This is a genomic window from Pseudomonas sp. 8_5_2, assembly GCF_059295255.1.
This window is the reverse complement of sequence record NZ_CM181238.1, coordinates 4,221,338-4,234,432: the sequence shown is the minus strand read 5'-3', so window position 1 is coordinate 4,234,432 and position 13,095 is coordinate 4,221,338. Positions and strand designations below refer to the sequence as shown.

At 64.1% G+C, this 13,095-nt stretch carries 10 protein-coding genes; 5 read left to right on the top strand and 5 right to left on the bottom strand.

Features of this window, described 5'->3' with window-relative positions; all coding sequences use genetic code 11:
* Positions 1–46 precede the first annotated feature (46 nt).
* The 3 genes from AC5O5R_RS19430 (at position 47) to AC5O5R_RS19420 (ending at position 4,095) form a co-directional block, all read left to right on the top strand.
* A complete protein-coding gene (locus AC5O5R_RS19430) occupies positions 47–1,363 on the top strand; it encodes a dicarboxylate/amino acid:cation symporter (RefSeq protein WP_172229415.1) in 1,317 nt (438 codons plus the stop codon).
* A gap of 117 nt (positions 1,364–1,480) precedes the next feature.
* On the top strand, positions 1,481–2,785 hold the full coding sequence (locus AC5O5R_RS19425) for a CitMHS family transporter (RefSeq protein WP_172229413.1): 1,305 nt from the start codon (positions 1,481–1,483) through the stop codon (positions 2,783–2,785).
* Between the two features lie 56 nt (positions 2,786–2,841).
* Positions 2,842–4,095 carry an OprD family porin gene (locus tag AC5O5R_RS19420; RefSeq protein ID WP_172286486.1) on the top strand — a complete coding sequence of 418 codons (1,254 nt, stop codon included), beginning with the start codon at positions 2,842–2,844 and terminating at the stop codon, positions 4,093–4,095.
* A 55-nt stretch (positions 4,096–4,150) separates the two neighbouring features.
* Here AC5O5R_RS19420 and AC5O5R_RS19415 read toward each other — a convergent pair whose 3' ends face one another.
* The gene (locus AC5O5R_RS19415; RefSeq protein WP_172229409.1) at positions 4,151–4,399 is read right to left on the bottom strand and encodes a CsbD family protein; all 249 of its coding nucleotides are present in this window, start codon (positions 4,397–4,399) and stop codon (positions 4,151–4,153) included.
* A 251-nt stretch (positions 4,400–4,650) separates the two neighbouring features.
* Positions 4,651–5,106, bottom strand: a complete 456-nt coding sequence (soxR, locus tag AC5O5R_RS19410; protein ID WP_172230580.1) for a redox-sensitive transcriptional activator SoxR — start codon at positions 5,104–5,106, stop codon at positions 4,651–4,653.
* An 85-nt stretch (positions 5,107–5,191) separates the two neighbouring features.
* Here soxR and AC5O5R_RS19405 point away from each other — a divergent pair, with 85 nt between their 5' ends.
* Positions 5,192–6,289, top strand: a complete 1,098-nt coding sequence (locus AC5O5R_RS19405; protein ID WP_494514648.1) for an efflux RND transporter periplasmic adaptor subunit — start codon at positions 5,192–5,194, stop codon at positions 6,287–6,289.
* Positions 6,286–9,366: a MexW/MexI family multidrug efflux RND transporter permease subunit gene (locus tag AC5O5R_RS19400; RefSeq protein ID WP_172230574.1), complete on the top strand. Its 3,081-nt coding sequence runs from the start codon at positions 6,286–6,288 to the stop codon at positions 9,364–9,366. The genes AC5O5R_RS19405 and AC5O5R_RS19400 overlap by 4 nt, the downstream gene beginning before the upstream one ends.
* A gap of 173 nt (positions 9,367–9,539) precedes the next feature.
* Here AC5O5R_RS19400 and AC5O5R_RS19395 read toward each other — a convergent pair whose 3' ends face one another.
* From AC5O5R_RS19395 to AC5O5R_RS19385, 3 genes are read right to left on the bottom strand one after another with little or no spacing between them, the layout of a single operon-like run.
* Positions 9,540–10,277: a GntR family transcriptional regulator gene (locus AC5O5R_RS19395; protein WP_172230571.1), complete on the bottom strand. Its 738-nt coding sequence runs from the start codon at positions 10,275–10,277 to the stop codon at positions 9,540–9,542.
* 49 nt (positions 10,278–10,326) lie between these two features.
* Complete coding sequence (locus AC5O5R_RS19390) at positions 10,327–11,841, bottom strand: DHA2 family efflux MFS transporter permease subunit (protein ID WP_172227988.1); 1,515 nt, start codon at positions 11,839–11,841, stop codon at positions 10,327–10,329.
* Positions 11,831–12,976, bottom strand: a complete 1,146-nt coding sequence (locus tag AC5O5R_RS19385; RefSeq protein WP_172227986.1) for an HlyD family secretion protein — start codon at positions 12,974–12,976, stop codon at positions 11,831–11,833. The genes AC5O5R_RS19390 and AC5O5R_RS19385 overlap by 11 nt, the downstream gene beginning before the upstream one ends.
* Positions 12,977–13,095: the final 119 nt, after the last annotated feature.

Sequence of the window (13,095 nt, the reverse complement as noted above, 5' to 3'; positions counted from 1 at the left end):
TTCGCAACAAGCGCATCCGCACAATTTCAACAATGGGTGATGCCTCATGAGACTCGCCAAATCGCTGTACTTCCAGATCCTCTGCGCCGTCCTGCTGGGCGTGGTGGTTGGGCACTTCTGGGCGCAACAGGCCGTGGCCCTCAAGCCGCTGGGTGATGCGTTCATCAAGCTGATCAAGATGATGATCGCCCCCGTGGTGTTCTGCACCATCGTCACGGGCATCGCCGGCATGACCGACAAGCGCTCGCTGGGGCGGTTGATGAGCAAGACCCTGTTGCTGTTCCTGGGCCTGACCGTGGTCAGCCTGACGATCGGGCTGGCGGCGGTGTACCTGTTCAAGCCTGGCGCAGGCATGAACATCGACCCTGCCACCCTCAGCACCGAAGGCCTCAGCCAGTACACGGCCTCGGCAGCCAAGCTGGGCGTGGTGGACTTCTTCATGCACATCATTCCCGACACCTTCATCGGCGCATTCAACAAGGGCGAAGTGTTGCCGGTACTGTTCATCGCCGTGCTCTGTGGTTTCGCGTTGTCATCGATGGGCGAGAAAGCCAAGCCGGTGCTGGATGTACTCGAATCCGCTTCCACCATGGTCTTCCGCATCTTTGGTTACCTGATGCGTTTCGCCCCGATTGGCGCCTTCGGTGCGCTGGCGTTTACCGTCGGCCAGTACGGCATTACCTCGCTCGGGTCGCTGGCCAAGCTGGTGGGGACGCTGTACATCGCCTGCGCGTTCTTCGTGCTGGTGGTGCTGGGCGGTATCTGCCGTGCCAATGGTTTCAGCCTGTGGAAACTGCTGCGTTACTTTCGCGAAGAGTTTCTGGTGGTGCTCGGTACTTCCTCGACCGAGCCCGTGCTGCCACGCATGCTGGAAAAGCTCGAGAAGCTGGGTTGCAAGAAAGGCGTGGTGGGCCTGGTGTTGCCGACCGGTTATTCATTCAACCTCGACGGCACGGCCATCTATCTGTCGCTGGCAGCCATCTTCATCGCCCAGGCCTGCAATATCGATATCACCCTTGGGCAGACGCTGACCATGCTGGCGATCATGCTGCTGTCATCCAAGGGTGCTGCCGGGGTGACGGGCAGCGGTTTCGTGGCCCTGGCCTCGACCCTGACCGTGATCCACGACATCCCGCTTGCCGGCCTGGCCCTGCTGATCGGCATCGACCGCTTCATGTCCGAGGCCCGCGCGCTGACCAGCCTTGCCAGCAACGCGGTGGCCACCGTGGTGATTTCGCTGTCGGAAAACGCCTGTGACCGGCAAACACTGTTGCGAACCCTGGACGGCGAGCAGCCGGCGCAAACCGCTGCAGTCGAACCCGAACAGCCGGCCTGGCCCGCAGAACCACGCCGTCACGTCTGAACGGCGTTATACCCAACCTGACTTGAACGCCCGCCCGGCATCACAGCGATGCCGGGCGGGCAGGGGGCTGCCTGCCCGGCAGGTGGCCACGCACAATAAAAACAAGAGAGAAATACCATGCTCGCACTCCTGGGCCTGGTCATGGTGGTGACCTTCACCTACCTGATCATGAGCAAGCGCCTGTCGCCAATCGTTGCGCTGACCGTAGTCCCGATCGTTTTCGCTGTCGTCGGCGGCTTCGCGCCCGAGCTGGGCAAGATGATGCTCGACGGCTTGAAGATGGTCGCGCCATCGGCGGCCTTGCTGCTGTTCGCCATCCTGTTCTTCGGCCTGATGATCGACGCCGGCCTGTTCGACCCGTTGATCCGCAAGATCCTCAAGCGGGTCAACGGCGACCCGATCAAGATTGCCATCGGCACCGCACTGTTGTCGCTGCTGGTGGCGCTGGACGGTGACGGCACTACCACCTACATGATCACCTGTGCCGCCATGCTGCCGCTGTACAAACGGATCGGCATGAACCCGATGGTTCTGGCCACCGTGTCGATGCTGTCGCTGAGCATCATGAGCGGGCTGAGCCCCTGGGGCGGGCCCGCCACCCGCGCCATTGCCGCGCTGGGGCTGGACGCCACGGAGTATTTCATCCCGATGCTGCCGACCATGATCGGCGGCGCCGCCTGGGTGGTCTTCACCGCCTTCCTGCTGGGGCGCGCCGAGCGCCGCCGGATCGGCAACATTGCCCTGGAGTCCGGTGGTGGCAACTGCTACATCAAGGAAATCCTCGGCGACAACCCGCACAAGCGCCCGCGCCTGGCCTATGTGAACCTGGTGCTGGTGATTGCCGTGATGACCGCACTGGTGCTGGGGCTGATGCATGCCGCCATTCTGTTCATGATCGGCTTTGTCGCCGCGCTGATGATCAACTATCCGCAGCTGGACCTGCAGAAAGAACGCATCCTCGCCCATTCGGGAAATGCCATGACGGTGGTGCTGCTGGTGTTTGCCGCAGGTATCTTCGCCGGCATCTTCTCTGGCACCAAAATGGTCGACGCCCTGGCGCAGACCCTCGTCGACTGGATCCCCGAAGCCTGGAGCCACTGGTTTCCGCTGGTGGTGGCGCTGACCAGCATGCCGCTGACGTTCGTGTTGTCCAACGACGCCTACTACTTCGGGGTTGTGCCGATCCTGGCCAACGCAGCGGCGGCGTATGGCATCGACCCGGTAGAAATCGCCCGCGCTTCGGTGCTGGGGCAGCCGGTGCATCTGATGAGCCCGTTGGTCGCATCGACCCTGCTGCTGGTGGGCATGGTCGACCGTGACATCGGTGACTTTCAGAAAGCTACGGTGAAATGGGCGGTGCTGACCTCCCTGGTGATCACCGCGCTGGCACTGCTTACCGGAGCCTTGTCCTTCTTCGTCTAGGCGCTACCGGGCGCTCATTTACTGCTCATTCTGACAACAACAACAGAGTACCGATCATGTCCCGAGCTGTGTTCCGTGGGGCCACCTGTGGCCTGCTTTGCGGCTGGCTGCCTGTTGCCGGCGCCGGCGGATTCGTCGATGACAGCAAGCTCAAGCTGCAGCTGCGCAATGTCTATTTCAACGAGAACTTCCGTGATGAACAGGGCATGAGTGCCCGCGCCGCTGCCAGCGCCAAAAGCGAGCGGGTGGAGTGGGCGCAGGGTTTTCTGCTCGACTACCAGTCGGGTTTTACCCAGGGCACCCTGGGCGTGGGCTTCGATGCCGTTGGCCTGCTGGGCGTGCGCCTCGACTCAGGCCGTGGGCGCAGCGGGACGGGGCTTTTGCCGGTACACGATGACGGGCGTGCGGCTGACGCGTTTGCCAGCGCGGGGATCACGGCCAAGGCGCGTATGGGGCAGACCGTAGTGAAGCACGGCACCCTGCTGCCCAGGACGCCGGTGCTGGTCTACAACGATGCGCGGCTGTTGCCGCAAACCTATCAAGGCACGCAACTGACCAGCACCGATATCGCCGGGCTGGCGCTGACTGCCGGCCACCTGGACCGCTTCAAACAGCGCGACTCGTCTGACAGTACCGGGCTCTACCTGGATGGCTATGGTGGTGGGCAGGCGGGCGATTTCACCTTTGCCGGGGCCGATTATGCCGTAAGCAAACAACTGCGCCTGAGCTACTTCCATGGCCAGCTCGAGCATTTTTACCGCCAGGACTTCGTTGGTGTGGTCCACGACTTGCCGCTGGCTGGCGGAGTGTTTACCACGGACCTTCGTTACTTCAAGAGCCGGGACAGCGGAGCGGGTTACGCTGGCCCCATCGACAACGACATGTTCAGCGGGCAGGTGGCCTATGCGCACTCAGGGCATACCGTCGGCGCGGGCTATCAGGTATTGGATGGTGAAGCAGGCTTGCCTTACATCAGCGGTGCGACGGTGTATTCGTTCAGCAACGTGGGAATCGGCAAGTTCGTCGAGGAACAGGAACAGACCTGGATGGCCAGCTATGCCTACAATTTCGCTGCCGCCGGTGTGCCAGGGCTGACGTTCATGGCCCGTTACCTGAGCGGAGACAATAGCCGCTCGGGTGCCGCCGGTATCAAGGAGTGGGAGCGTGACGCGGAACTGGCCTATGTGGTGCAGGCCGGCCCGTTGCAGGGGCTGGGGGTAAAGCTGCGCAACTATGTGTACCGCTCTGACTTTGCCCGGGGGCGAGACAGCAACCGTTTGTACCTGACCTACGACATTGCCATCTGGTGATGGCCCGGGCCGGGTGGGTACCTGGCACCGGGTTGCGACGGCTTGCCGCCAGCGCTCAGCGGCGCAGCAGGCGAGATACCACCAGCGTGACGGCGGCGCTTATGGCCAGGGCGGTAAAGGGTTTTGCCTTGACGAACGAGGAGACGCTATCGAGTGCATCACCGTAGCTTTTGGTGACCTGCCCGGCGACCTGACGGCCATCACCCTCAGCTTCCAGTGCCGGGTCGTCAACCAGGCGACCGACTGCGCTCTGCGCCTTGCCTGCAAGGTTCTCTGCAACACCTTCGATTTGTTCGCGCTTCATGATGGGGTAAACCCTCCTGGGAAATGCATTGAGTTAGCAGCAGAAGGTTAGGGGACGGGGGTAACTGTTTAGTTCCAGTTGTGTGCAGGGGGGAGGCTGGACGGGGCTGATAGATGCTTGCCACAACATTTTCAGCGCTTGTGAAATCGAGCGCCGCCCGCGCGGCGCTCGATTTCACAAGCGCTGCAAATGCGTCGGCAAGCACCTGTCAGCCCTCATGCGATCCCGATGGCAGCTGGACAGCCACCACGCTATCGGGCTTTCCTCTCCAATATCCGCGCCCCGGCACCTTCCTTGCCCAGCACATCCTCAGGGTTGCGCAGCGGGCAATCCTCCAGCGACAGGCAACCGCAGCCAATGCAGTTGTCCAGGCTGTCGCGCAATGCCTCCAGCGTGCGAATGCGGGCGTTCAGGTCTTCGCGCCAGGCCGTCGACATCTCGCCCCATTGGGCCGCCGTAAGCTTGCTGTTGGGCGCATAACGGCTGAACGCGTGCTTGATTTCCTCCAGCGGAATACCCGTGCGCTGCGCCACCTTGATGATCGCCAACGTGCGCAGCACCAGCGAGGGATAGCGGCGCTGGTTGCCTGCCGTACGCACGCTGGCGATCAGCCCCTTGGTCTCGTAGAAGTGCAGCGCAGACACCGCCACACCGCTGCGCCTGGCCACTTCACCCACTGTGAGCATCCGCGTGTTGTCCGCTGCCATGCCAGTTGACCTCAAGTTAAGTTGAGCTCTTATAGTCCCGCCCGGTCTTCCCCGCAACCGCTTTTCCTGATGATCGGAGCACTGCATGAACAAACGGACGTTACTGGCCTGTGCTGGCGTTGTTGCCGGGGTGCTGGCCGCTGCCTGTGCGCTGGTGGGCAGCGGTGCGCCGCCAACCGCTGCGGCGGCGTGGCCGGCGACCAAGGTGGCGCTGGCCACGGCCGAGCAGGTGCCGCTGGCACGGCAGACCTTTGCTTCGGGGGAGCTGGAGGCCGTGAATCAGGTACAGGTGGCGGCCGAAATGGCGGGGCGTGTTACCCGCATTGCCTTCGAGTCGGGGCAGGTGGTAACTGCCGGGCAATTGCTGGTGCAGCTGAACGATGCGCCGGAGCAGGCGCAACGGGTGCAGTTGCGGGCCAGGTTGCGTAACGCCGAAGTGGTACTGCAACGCAGCCGCAAGCTGCGGGCAGTGAATGCCGTGTCGCAGGAACTCCTGGATAACGCCGCCACTGCCGTGGATGTGGCCAGCGGTGAACTGCAGCATGTCGAGGCGCTGATCGCGCAAAAGGCCATCCGCGCGCCGTTTGCCGGCAAACTGGGTATTCGTCGGGTGCATCAGGGCCAGTATCTGGGTGCTGGCGAGGCCATCGTCAGCCTGGCGGACATCAGCCAGTTGCATGTGAATTTTGCCCTGGGCGAACAGGCCGCCCCTGACGTGCATGTCGGCCAAGTGTTGGCACTGACGGTGGACGCCGCGCGCGGGCAAGATTTTCAGGCCAGGGTAGTAGCGGTCGACCCGGTGGTCAGCAAGGCGCGCCTGGTGCACGTGCAGGCAGCCTTGCCCAACCCGGCCGGGCAGTTGCAGCCGGGCATGTATGCCGGTGTGCGCCTGGACGCCGCGCAGCCTTCGACCGTGCTGGCCGTGCCGGAAACCGCAATCACCTACACCGCCTACGGGCAGACCGTGTTCGTCGCCATCAACGATGCGCAATACGGCACCCGGGTCAAGCGGGTGCAGGTGACCACCGGCGAGCGCTGGCAGGGGCGAGTGGAAGTCACTACCGGCCTTGCCCCCGGTGACCGTGTGGTGGTGTCCGGCCAGTTGAAGCTCAGTGACGGCATGACGGTCGAGCCGCTGGCCCAGGACAGCCTGCAGGCCAGCCAGGGAGGGCGGCAGTCGTGAAATTCACCGATGTGTTCGTGCGCCGTCCGGTGCTGGCGCTGGTGGTCAGCAGCCTGATCATCCTGCTGGGGCTGTTTGCCATGGGCAAGCTGCCGATTCGCCAGTACCCGTTGCTGGAAAGCTCGACCATTACCATCAGCACCGAGTACCCCGGCGCCTCCGCCGAGCTGATGCAAGGCTTCGTGACCCAGCCGATCACCCAGGCAGTGTCGTCGGTCGAGGGCATCGATTACCTGTCCTCATCGTCGCAGCAGGGGCGAAGCCTGATCACCTTGCGCATGCTGCTCAACCGCGATTCGACCCAGGCGCTGGCCGAGGCCATGGCCAAGGTCAACCAGGTACGCTATCGCCTGCCGGAAAAGGCCTACGACCCGGTGGTCGAGCTGTCGGCAGGCGACTCCACTGCCGTGGCCTACGTGGGCTTTGCCAGCGACAGCCTGTCGATACCGGAACTCAGCGATTACCTGTCGCGGGTAGTCGAGCCGCAGTTCTCTGGCATCGAGGGTGTGGCCAAGGTGCAGTCGTTCGGCGGCCAGCGCCTGGCCATGCGCCTGTGGCTGGACAGCGAACAGATGGCCGGGCGCGGGGTGACGGCAGCGGACGTGGCGCAGGCCGTGCGCGCCAACAACTACCAGGCGACCCCGGGTCAGGTGCGCGGGCAGTACGTGCTGGCCGATATCCAGGTGGACACCGACCTGACCCGGGTCGAGGACTTCCGTGAGCTGATCATCCGCAACGATGGCACCGACCTGGTGCGCCTGCGCGATGTCGGCACGGTCGAGCTGAGCGCGGCGGCCACCCAGACCAGCGCCACCATGAACGGCGAGCCTGCCGTGCATCTGGGGCTGTTCCCCACGCCGACCGGCAACCCGCTGCTGATCGTCGAGGGTATTCGCCAACTGCTGCCGCAAATCCAGCAGACCCTGCCTCCCGGCGTGAAGGTGGCGCTGGCCTATGAGACTGCGCGCTTCATCGACGCGTCGATCAACGAGGTGCTGCGCACCCTGGTCGAGGCGATGCTGATCGTGGTGCTGGTGATCTGGCTGTGCCTGGGATCGTTGCGCAACGTGCTGATCGCGGTGGTGGCCATTCCGTTGTCGATGCTGGGCGCCGCGGGCCTGATGCTGCTGTTCGGCTTCAGCCTCAACCTGCTGACTTTGCTGGCGATGGTGCTGGCCATCGGCCTGGTTGTGGACGATGCGATCGTGGTGGTGGAGAACGTGCACCGCCACATCGAAGAGGGCAAGTCGCCGGTCGCGGCGGCATTGGCCGGGGCGCGGGAAATCGCCGGGCCGGTCATTGCCATGACCCTGACCCTGGCGGCGGTGTATGCGCCGATCGGCCTGATGGGCGGGCTGACCGGCACGCTGTTCCGCGAATTCGCCCTCACCTTGGCGGGCGCGGTGATCGTGTCCGGCATCGTCGCGCTGACCTTGTCGCCGGTGATGAGTTCGTTGCTGTTGCAACCCGGTCAGCAGCATGGCGCGATGGCCAACATGGCCGATCGGTTGTTTGCGGCGTTGACTGGCAGCTATGGGCGGGTGCTGGCCTATACCTTGTCGCATCGCTGGATCAGCGCTGGCGTGGCGCTGCTGGTGTGCCTGAGCCTGCCCTGGCTGTACCTGTTGCCCCAGCGGGAGCTGGCGCCACCGGAAGACCAGGCGGCGGTGCTGACCGCCATCAAGTCGCCGCAGCATGCCAGCCTGGATTATGTGGAGCACTTTGCCCTCAGACTGGACCAGGTGATGAAGTCCATCGGCGAAACCACTGATACCTGGATCATCAACGGAACCGACGGCCCGGCCGTGAGTTTCGGTGGTATCAACCTCAGTGCCTGGCAGGCCCGCGAGCGTTCCGCCGCACAGGTGCAGGCACAGTTGCAGCAGGCTGTGGCTGATATCGAAGGTAGTAGCATCTTCGCCTTCCAGGTTGCAGCACTGCCGGGCTCCAGTGGCGGCCTCCCGGTGCAGATGGTGCTACGCAGCGCCCAGGGCTACCCCGAGCTTTACCAGACCATGGAAGTGCTCAAGCAGCGTGTTCGCGACAGTGGCCTGTTCGCCGTGGTGGACAGCGACCTCGACTACAACAACCCGCTGATCAAGGTGCACGTCGACCGGGCCAAGGCGGCCAGCCTGGGCATCAGCATGCAGGCCATAGGCGAGTCACTGGGTGTGCTGGTGGGTGAGCAGTACCTCAACCGGTTTGCCCTGTTCGGGCGTTCCTACGATGTGATTCCGCAGAGTATCCAGGACCAGCGCCTGACGCCTGCAGCGCTCAACCGTCAATATGTGCGCGCCGAAAACGGCAGCCTGGTACCACTGGCCAGCGTGGTGCGCCTGGATATCGAAGTAGCGCCCAACCGCCTGCTGCAGTTCGACCAGCAGAACGCCAGCACCCTGCAGGCAATCCCGGCGCCGGGTGTGTCGATGGGCAACGCCGTGGCATTTCTCGAACAGCTTGCCGCCGAATTGCCGCCGGGCTTCAGCCACGACTGGCAATCGGAATCGCGCCAGTATGTGCAGGAGGGTTTTGCCTTGATGTGGGCGTTTCTCGCCGCGCTGGTGGTGATCTACCTGGTGCTGGCGGCGCAGTATGAAAGCCTGGTCGACCCACTGATCATTCTGGTCACCGTGCCGCTGTCGATCTGCGGTGCGCTGCTGCCGCTGGCGCTGGGCTGGGCCACGTTGAACATCTACACCCAGATTGGCCTGGTGACGCTGATCGGCCTGATCAGCAAGCACGGCATCCTGATGGTGGAGTTTGCCAACGAGATCCAGGTGCGCGACAACCTGGATCGTGCTGCCGCCATTGTCCGTGCTGCACAGATACGCTTGCGCCCAGTGCTGATGACCACGGCAGCGATGACCTTCGGCGTGCTGCCGCTGCTGTTCGCCAGCGGCGCCGGGGCCAACAGCCGCTTCGGGCTGGGGGTGGTGATTGTGTGCGGGATGCTGGTGGGGACCTTGTTTACCCTGTTCGTGCTACCGACGATCTATGGCTGGCTGGCGCGGGATCATCGGGTGAGCACGGGGCGGGGGCAGCAGTTGCTGGAAGCTGAACGCGTTTTGGGGATGTAAAACGCAGGGCCAGGGCTATGCCTTGGGTTCGTCGGTCAGGGCCATGAGGGCTGCTTCGCAGCCCATCGCCGGCAAGCCAGCTCCCACGGGACCGCGCAGCCTTCAAGCCCGACGCGGTCCCTGTGGGAGCTGGCTTGCCGGCGATGGGCCGCACAGCGGCCCCGTGTGCGCGATCAGGATGGAGAACGGTCCCGGCGCATCTGGGTCACCAGGGTAAAGCGGTCATCCGGGTGCACCGTCTCGGAAACCGCCATCAAGTCACCATTCTCCTCGCGGTAATGGCGAATGATCTTCAACCCTGGGGATCCCGCCTCGGCCTTCAACGCCCGGGCCAGCTCCGCCGTCAGCAACACCGCCCGCACCTGCTGGTCGACCACCCCGATGGGCCGGCCAAAGTGCCGCTCGATCAACCCGGCAATCAACTGGTCGGGGTGCGCGCGCGCCAGTTCGATGACTTCGGCATAGTCGCGCGGGGCGTACACATCGGTCCAGCACAGCGGCGCGGCATGATGCGCACGATCGACGCGAATGCTCGACACACAGAAGTAATGCTCCCCCGGCACCAACCCCAACCGCGCCGCCTCGCCTAGGTCGGCGACGAAGTGGCGCACCTCCTGGATTTGCCGCTGTTGGGTCTGCGCCTGCTGGGCAATATCAGCCACGCTGGACAGCGACTGCGAATACCCCCCGCGCGGGCTGCTGGCCTCGACCCGAGTGCCCACGCGCTTGCGACGCGATACCAGGCCTTGACCGAGCAACTGGTCGATGGCTGCGCGCACGGTGTGCCGGCTTACAGCATAAAGGGCGCACAGCTCATGCTCGGTCGGCAGCAGGCTGCCCACCGGATAATGGCCGCTGGCAATACCCTCCATCAGGTGCTTTGCCACGGTGGCGTAGCGCGTCGGATTCATGGTTTTGCTCGGTCGGGAATACGGGATGTCCGGCAGTTTAACAGCTGCCTCATGTGGCCCGCTGCGTCCGCAACAGCAGTGCCGCCAGCGCACATCCCAGCAGTGCCAGGCAGGCAAGGTAGAAGGCATCACTGTAGGCCATCAGGTAGGCCTCGCGCCGAATGGTCCCCGCCAACCCCTCCAGCATCTGCTGCTGATGCGGCAACCAGCTTTGTACCGTCTGGTTGATGCGCTCCTGCACGCCTGGCTCGAACACCGTCACCTGCTCGTGAATACGTTCACTGTGAAAGCGCTCGCGCGTCGCCACCAGTTGCGTCAAACCCGCCGTACCCATCGCACCCCCCAGGTTGCGCAGCATCGAAAACACCGCCGAGGCCGAACCCGCTTCGCGCTTGTCCAGCCCGGCCACCGCCAGCACCGACAAGGCCACCATGATGAAGGGCTGGCCGATGCCACGGACCACCGTCGACGGAATGATCACGTTGTCGGCACTGTCGGCGCTCAGGCTCGCCCCCAGCCAGCAGCCCAGGGCCATGATCAGAAAGCCGCTGGCGACCATGAACCTGGCACTGGTCCAGCCCATCAACCGTGGCATCAAGGGGGCTAGCAGCAGCTGCACCACGCCATAGGCGATCAGCGTTACGCCCACGTCGTGCGCACTGAAGCCCTGCAACTGCGACAGGTAGTTGGGTACCAGGAACACCAGGCCGAAGGTGGCACCGCCAAAGATGAACATCGCCACGCTGGCGACGCCGAAGTTGTAGTGGCCGAGCAAACGCAGGTTGATGAATGCACGCTGGCCGAACAGCTGGGTCACCACGAACACTACCAGAGCAATGCCGGCGAGCACGCTCATGCCGACGATGAACGGCGAGCCGAACCAGTCCAGCCGGCCGCCTTCTTCCAGTACGATCTGCAGGCCACCCAGGCCTGTCACCATGGCCCCGATACCCAGCCAGTCACCTTTGCGCAGCAATTCGAGCTTCATCGGCCTGGCGTCGATAGACCAGGCGATGGCGAACAGCAGCGCGATGCCGGGGAACAGCTGCAGGTAGAAGATCCAGCGCCACGAAAAGGCATCAGTCAGCCAGCCGCCAATCGACGGCCCGGCTGCCTGCGCCACGCTGTTGGCCAGACTGAACAGTGCCATGCCCATGGCCATCTTGCTGGCCGGCAGCTCGGTGATGATCAGCTGGAATGAAAGCGGGATCAGTACGGCTCCCGCAGCCCCCTGGACCACCCGGATGGCAATCATCGCTTCCAGGCTGGGCGCCCACGAGCAGGCCACCGAGGCGAGCAGGAAGATCAGCGAGCCGGTCCACATCACCCGGCGCAGCGAGAACACTTCCACCAGCCAGGCCGTCAGCGGAATCATCACGATTTCCGCCACCAGGTAGGCGGTGGAGATCCACGAGCCTTCCTCGAAGCTGGCGCCTAGCGAGCCGCGGATTTCTGGTAGCGCAGCGCTGGTGACATGCACGTTCATGCCGGCCATGAAGCAGCCGAACAGGCCCCCAAGCACTGCCACCCAGGCGCGCAGCGAGACGGTTTGCTCAGTGCGCATCGGCAACCTCTGCAGGGCGGGTGTCGACCGTGCTCACTACCGACATGCCGGGGAGTACTTTTGGGCCCTGCAGCGGTGTGTCGAGCAAAATGCGCACCGGGAAGCGCTGGACGATCTTGGTGAAGTTGCCGGTGGCATTGTCCGATGGCAGCAACGCGAAGACATTGCCCGAGGCGGGAGAGAAGCTGGCCACATGGCCCTGCAGTGGCTGACTGGCAAAGCTGTCTACCCGTATTTCTACCGGTTGCCCGGGGCGCATGCGGGCCAGTTGGGTTTCCTTGTAGTTGGCCACCACATAGGCTTGCTGCAGGGGTACGACTGCCAACAGCGGCTGGCCCGGCACCACGTACTGGCCGGCGCGCACGCGGCGTTGGCCGACCACCCCAGTGATCGGCGCGCGGATCACGGTGTCCTGTTCGTCCTGCTCGGCCAGCTGTCGGTGGGCCTGAGCGCGGGTCAAGGCTGCCGCGTGCTGATGCAGTTCGGCGTCAGCCTGGGCTGACCGGGCCTTGGCCATGGCCAGCTGTGAGCGTTGCTCGCGCAGCGCGGCCTGGGCGGCTTGCAGTGCGGCTTGCGCCTGGGTGGCACGGGCGCTGGCGGTTTCCAGGCGCTGCACGGTCGCAGCGTCGTCACGCACCAGGCCACGATAGCGTTGCATGTCCAGTTCAGTCCGGTGTTGTTCAGCGGTGGCGCTGCGCACGGCCGCTGCAGCCTGCAGGATGGCTTGTTGTTGCTGGTAGATACGCTCGTTCGCCACCTGTCGGCTGGCCTGGGCGGCTGCCAGTGCCGCCTGTGCCTCGGCCACGCCGGCACGGGCGTGGTCGCGGCGCGCGCGGTAGTCGCGGTTTTGCAGGCGCACCAGTACATCGCCGGCGTTCACTGGCTGGTCGTCAGCTACTTCGACCTCGGCCACGTAGCCGGCCACGCGTGGGCTCAGGGCTACCCAGTCGGCGCGGATGTAGGCATCGTCGGTGGTCTCCAGGTAGCGGCCGGTGGTGAGCCAGTAGCTGGTGAAGGCCAGCAGGGTGATCGCTGCCAGGCTACCGCTGGTGATGCAGGCCAGGCGGCGACGGGATCTGGCTCTTGTCTGTTGTGCAGTTTCGGCGGGTGCGGTTCGGTTTAAGGCGACATTCATGTTCGGTTTCCATTATTGATATAGGGGCTGCTAGGCAGCCCATCGCCGGCAAGCCAGCTCCCACCTCGACCGTGTTGACCTCAGGTGATGTGCAATCCCTGTGGGAGCGGGCTTGCCGG

Excerpts from the sequence above, each read along its gene's own strand:
- AC5O5R_RS19420 (WP_172286486.1), top strand. The coding sequence starts at position 2,842 with ATGTCCCGAGCTGTGTTCCGTGGGGCCACCTGTGGCCTGCTTTGCGGC.
- AC5O5R_RS19405 (WP_494514648.1), top strand. The coding sequence starts at position 5,192 with ATGAACAAACGGACGTTACTGGCCTGTGCTGGCGTTGTTGCCGGGGTG.
- AC5O5R_RS19395 (WP_172230571.1), bottom strand. The coding sequence starts at position 10,277 with ATGAATCCGACGCGCTACGCCACCGTGGCAAAGCACCTGATGGAGGGT.
- AC5O5R_RS19430 (WP_172229415.1), top strand. The coding sequence starts at position 47 with ATGAGACTCGCCAAATCGCTGTACTTCCAGATCCTCTGCGCCGTCCTG.
- soxR (WP_172230580.1), bottom strand. The coding sequence starts at position 5,106 with ATGGCAGCGGACAACACGCGGATGCTCACAGTGGGTGAAGTGGCCAGG.
- AC5O5R_RS19415 (WP_172229409.1), bottom strand. The coding sequence starts at position 4,399 with ATGAAGCGCGAACAAATCGAAGGTGTTGCAGAGAACCTTGCAGGCAAG.
- AC5O5R_RS19390 (WP_172227988.1), bottom strand. The coding sequence starts at position 11,841 with ATGCGCACTGAGCAAACCGTCTCGCTGCGCGCCTGGGTGGCAGTGCTT.
- AC5O5R_RS19425 (WP_172229413.1), top strand. The coding sequence starts at position 1,481 with ATGCTCGCACTCCTGGGCCTGGTCATGGTGGTGACCTTCACCTACCTG.
- AC5O5R_RS19385 (WP_172227986.1), bottom strand. The coding sequence starts at position 12,976 with ATGAATGTCGCCTTAAACCGAACCGCACCCGCCGAAACTGCACAACAG.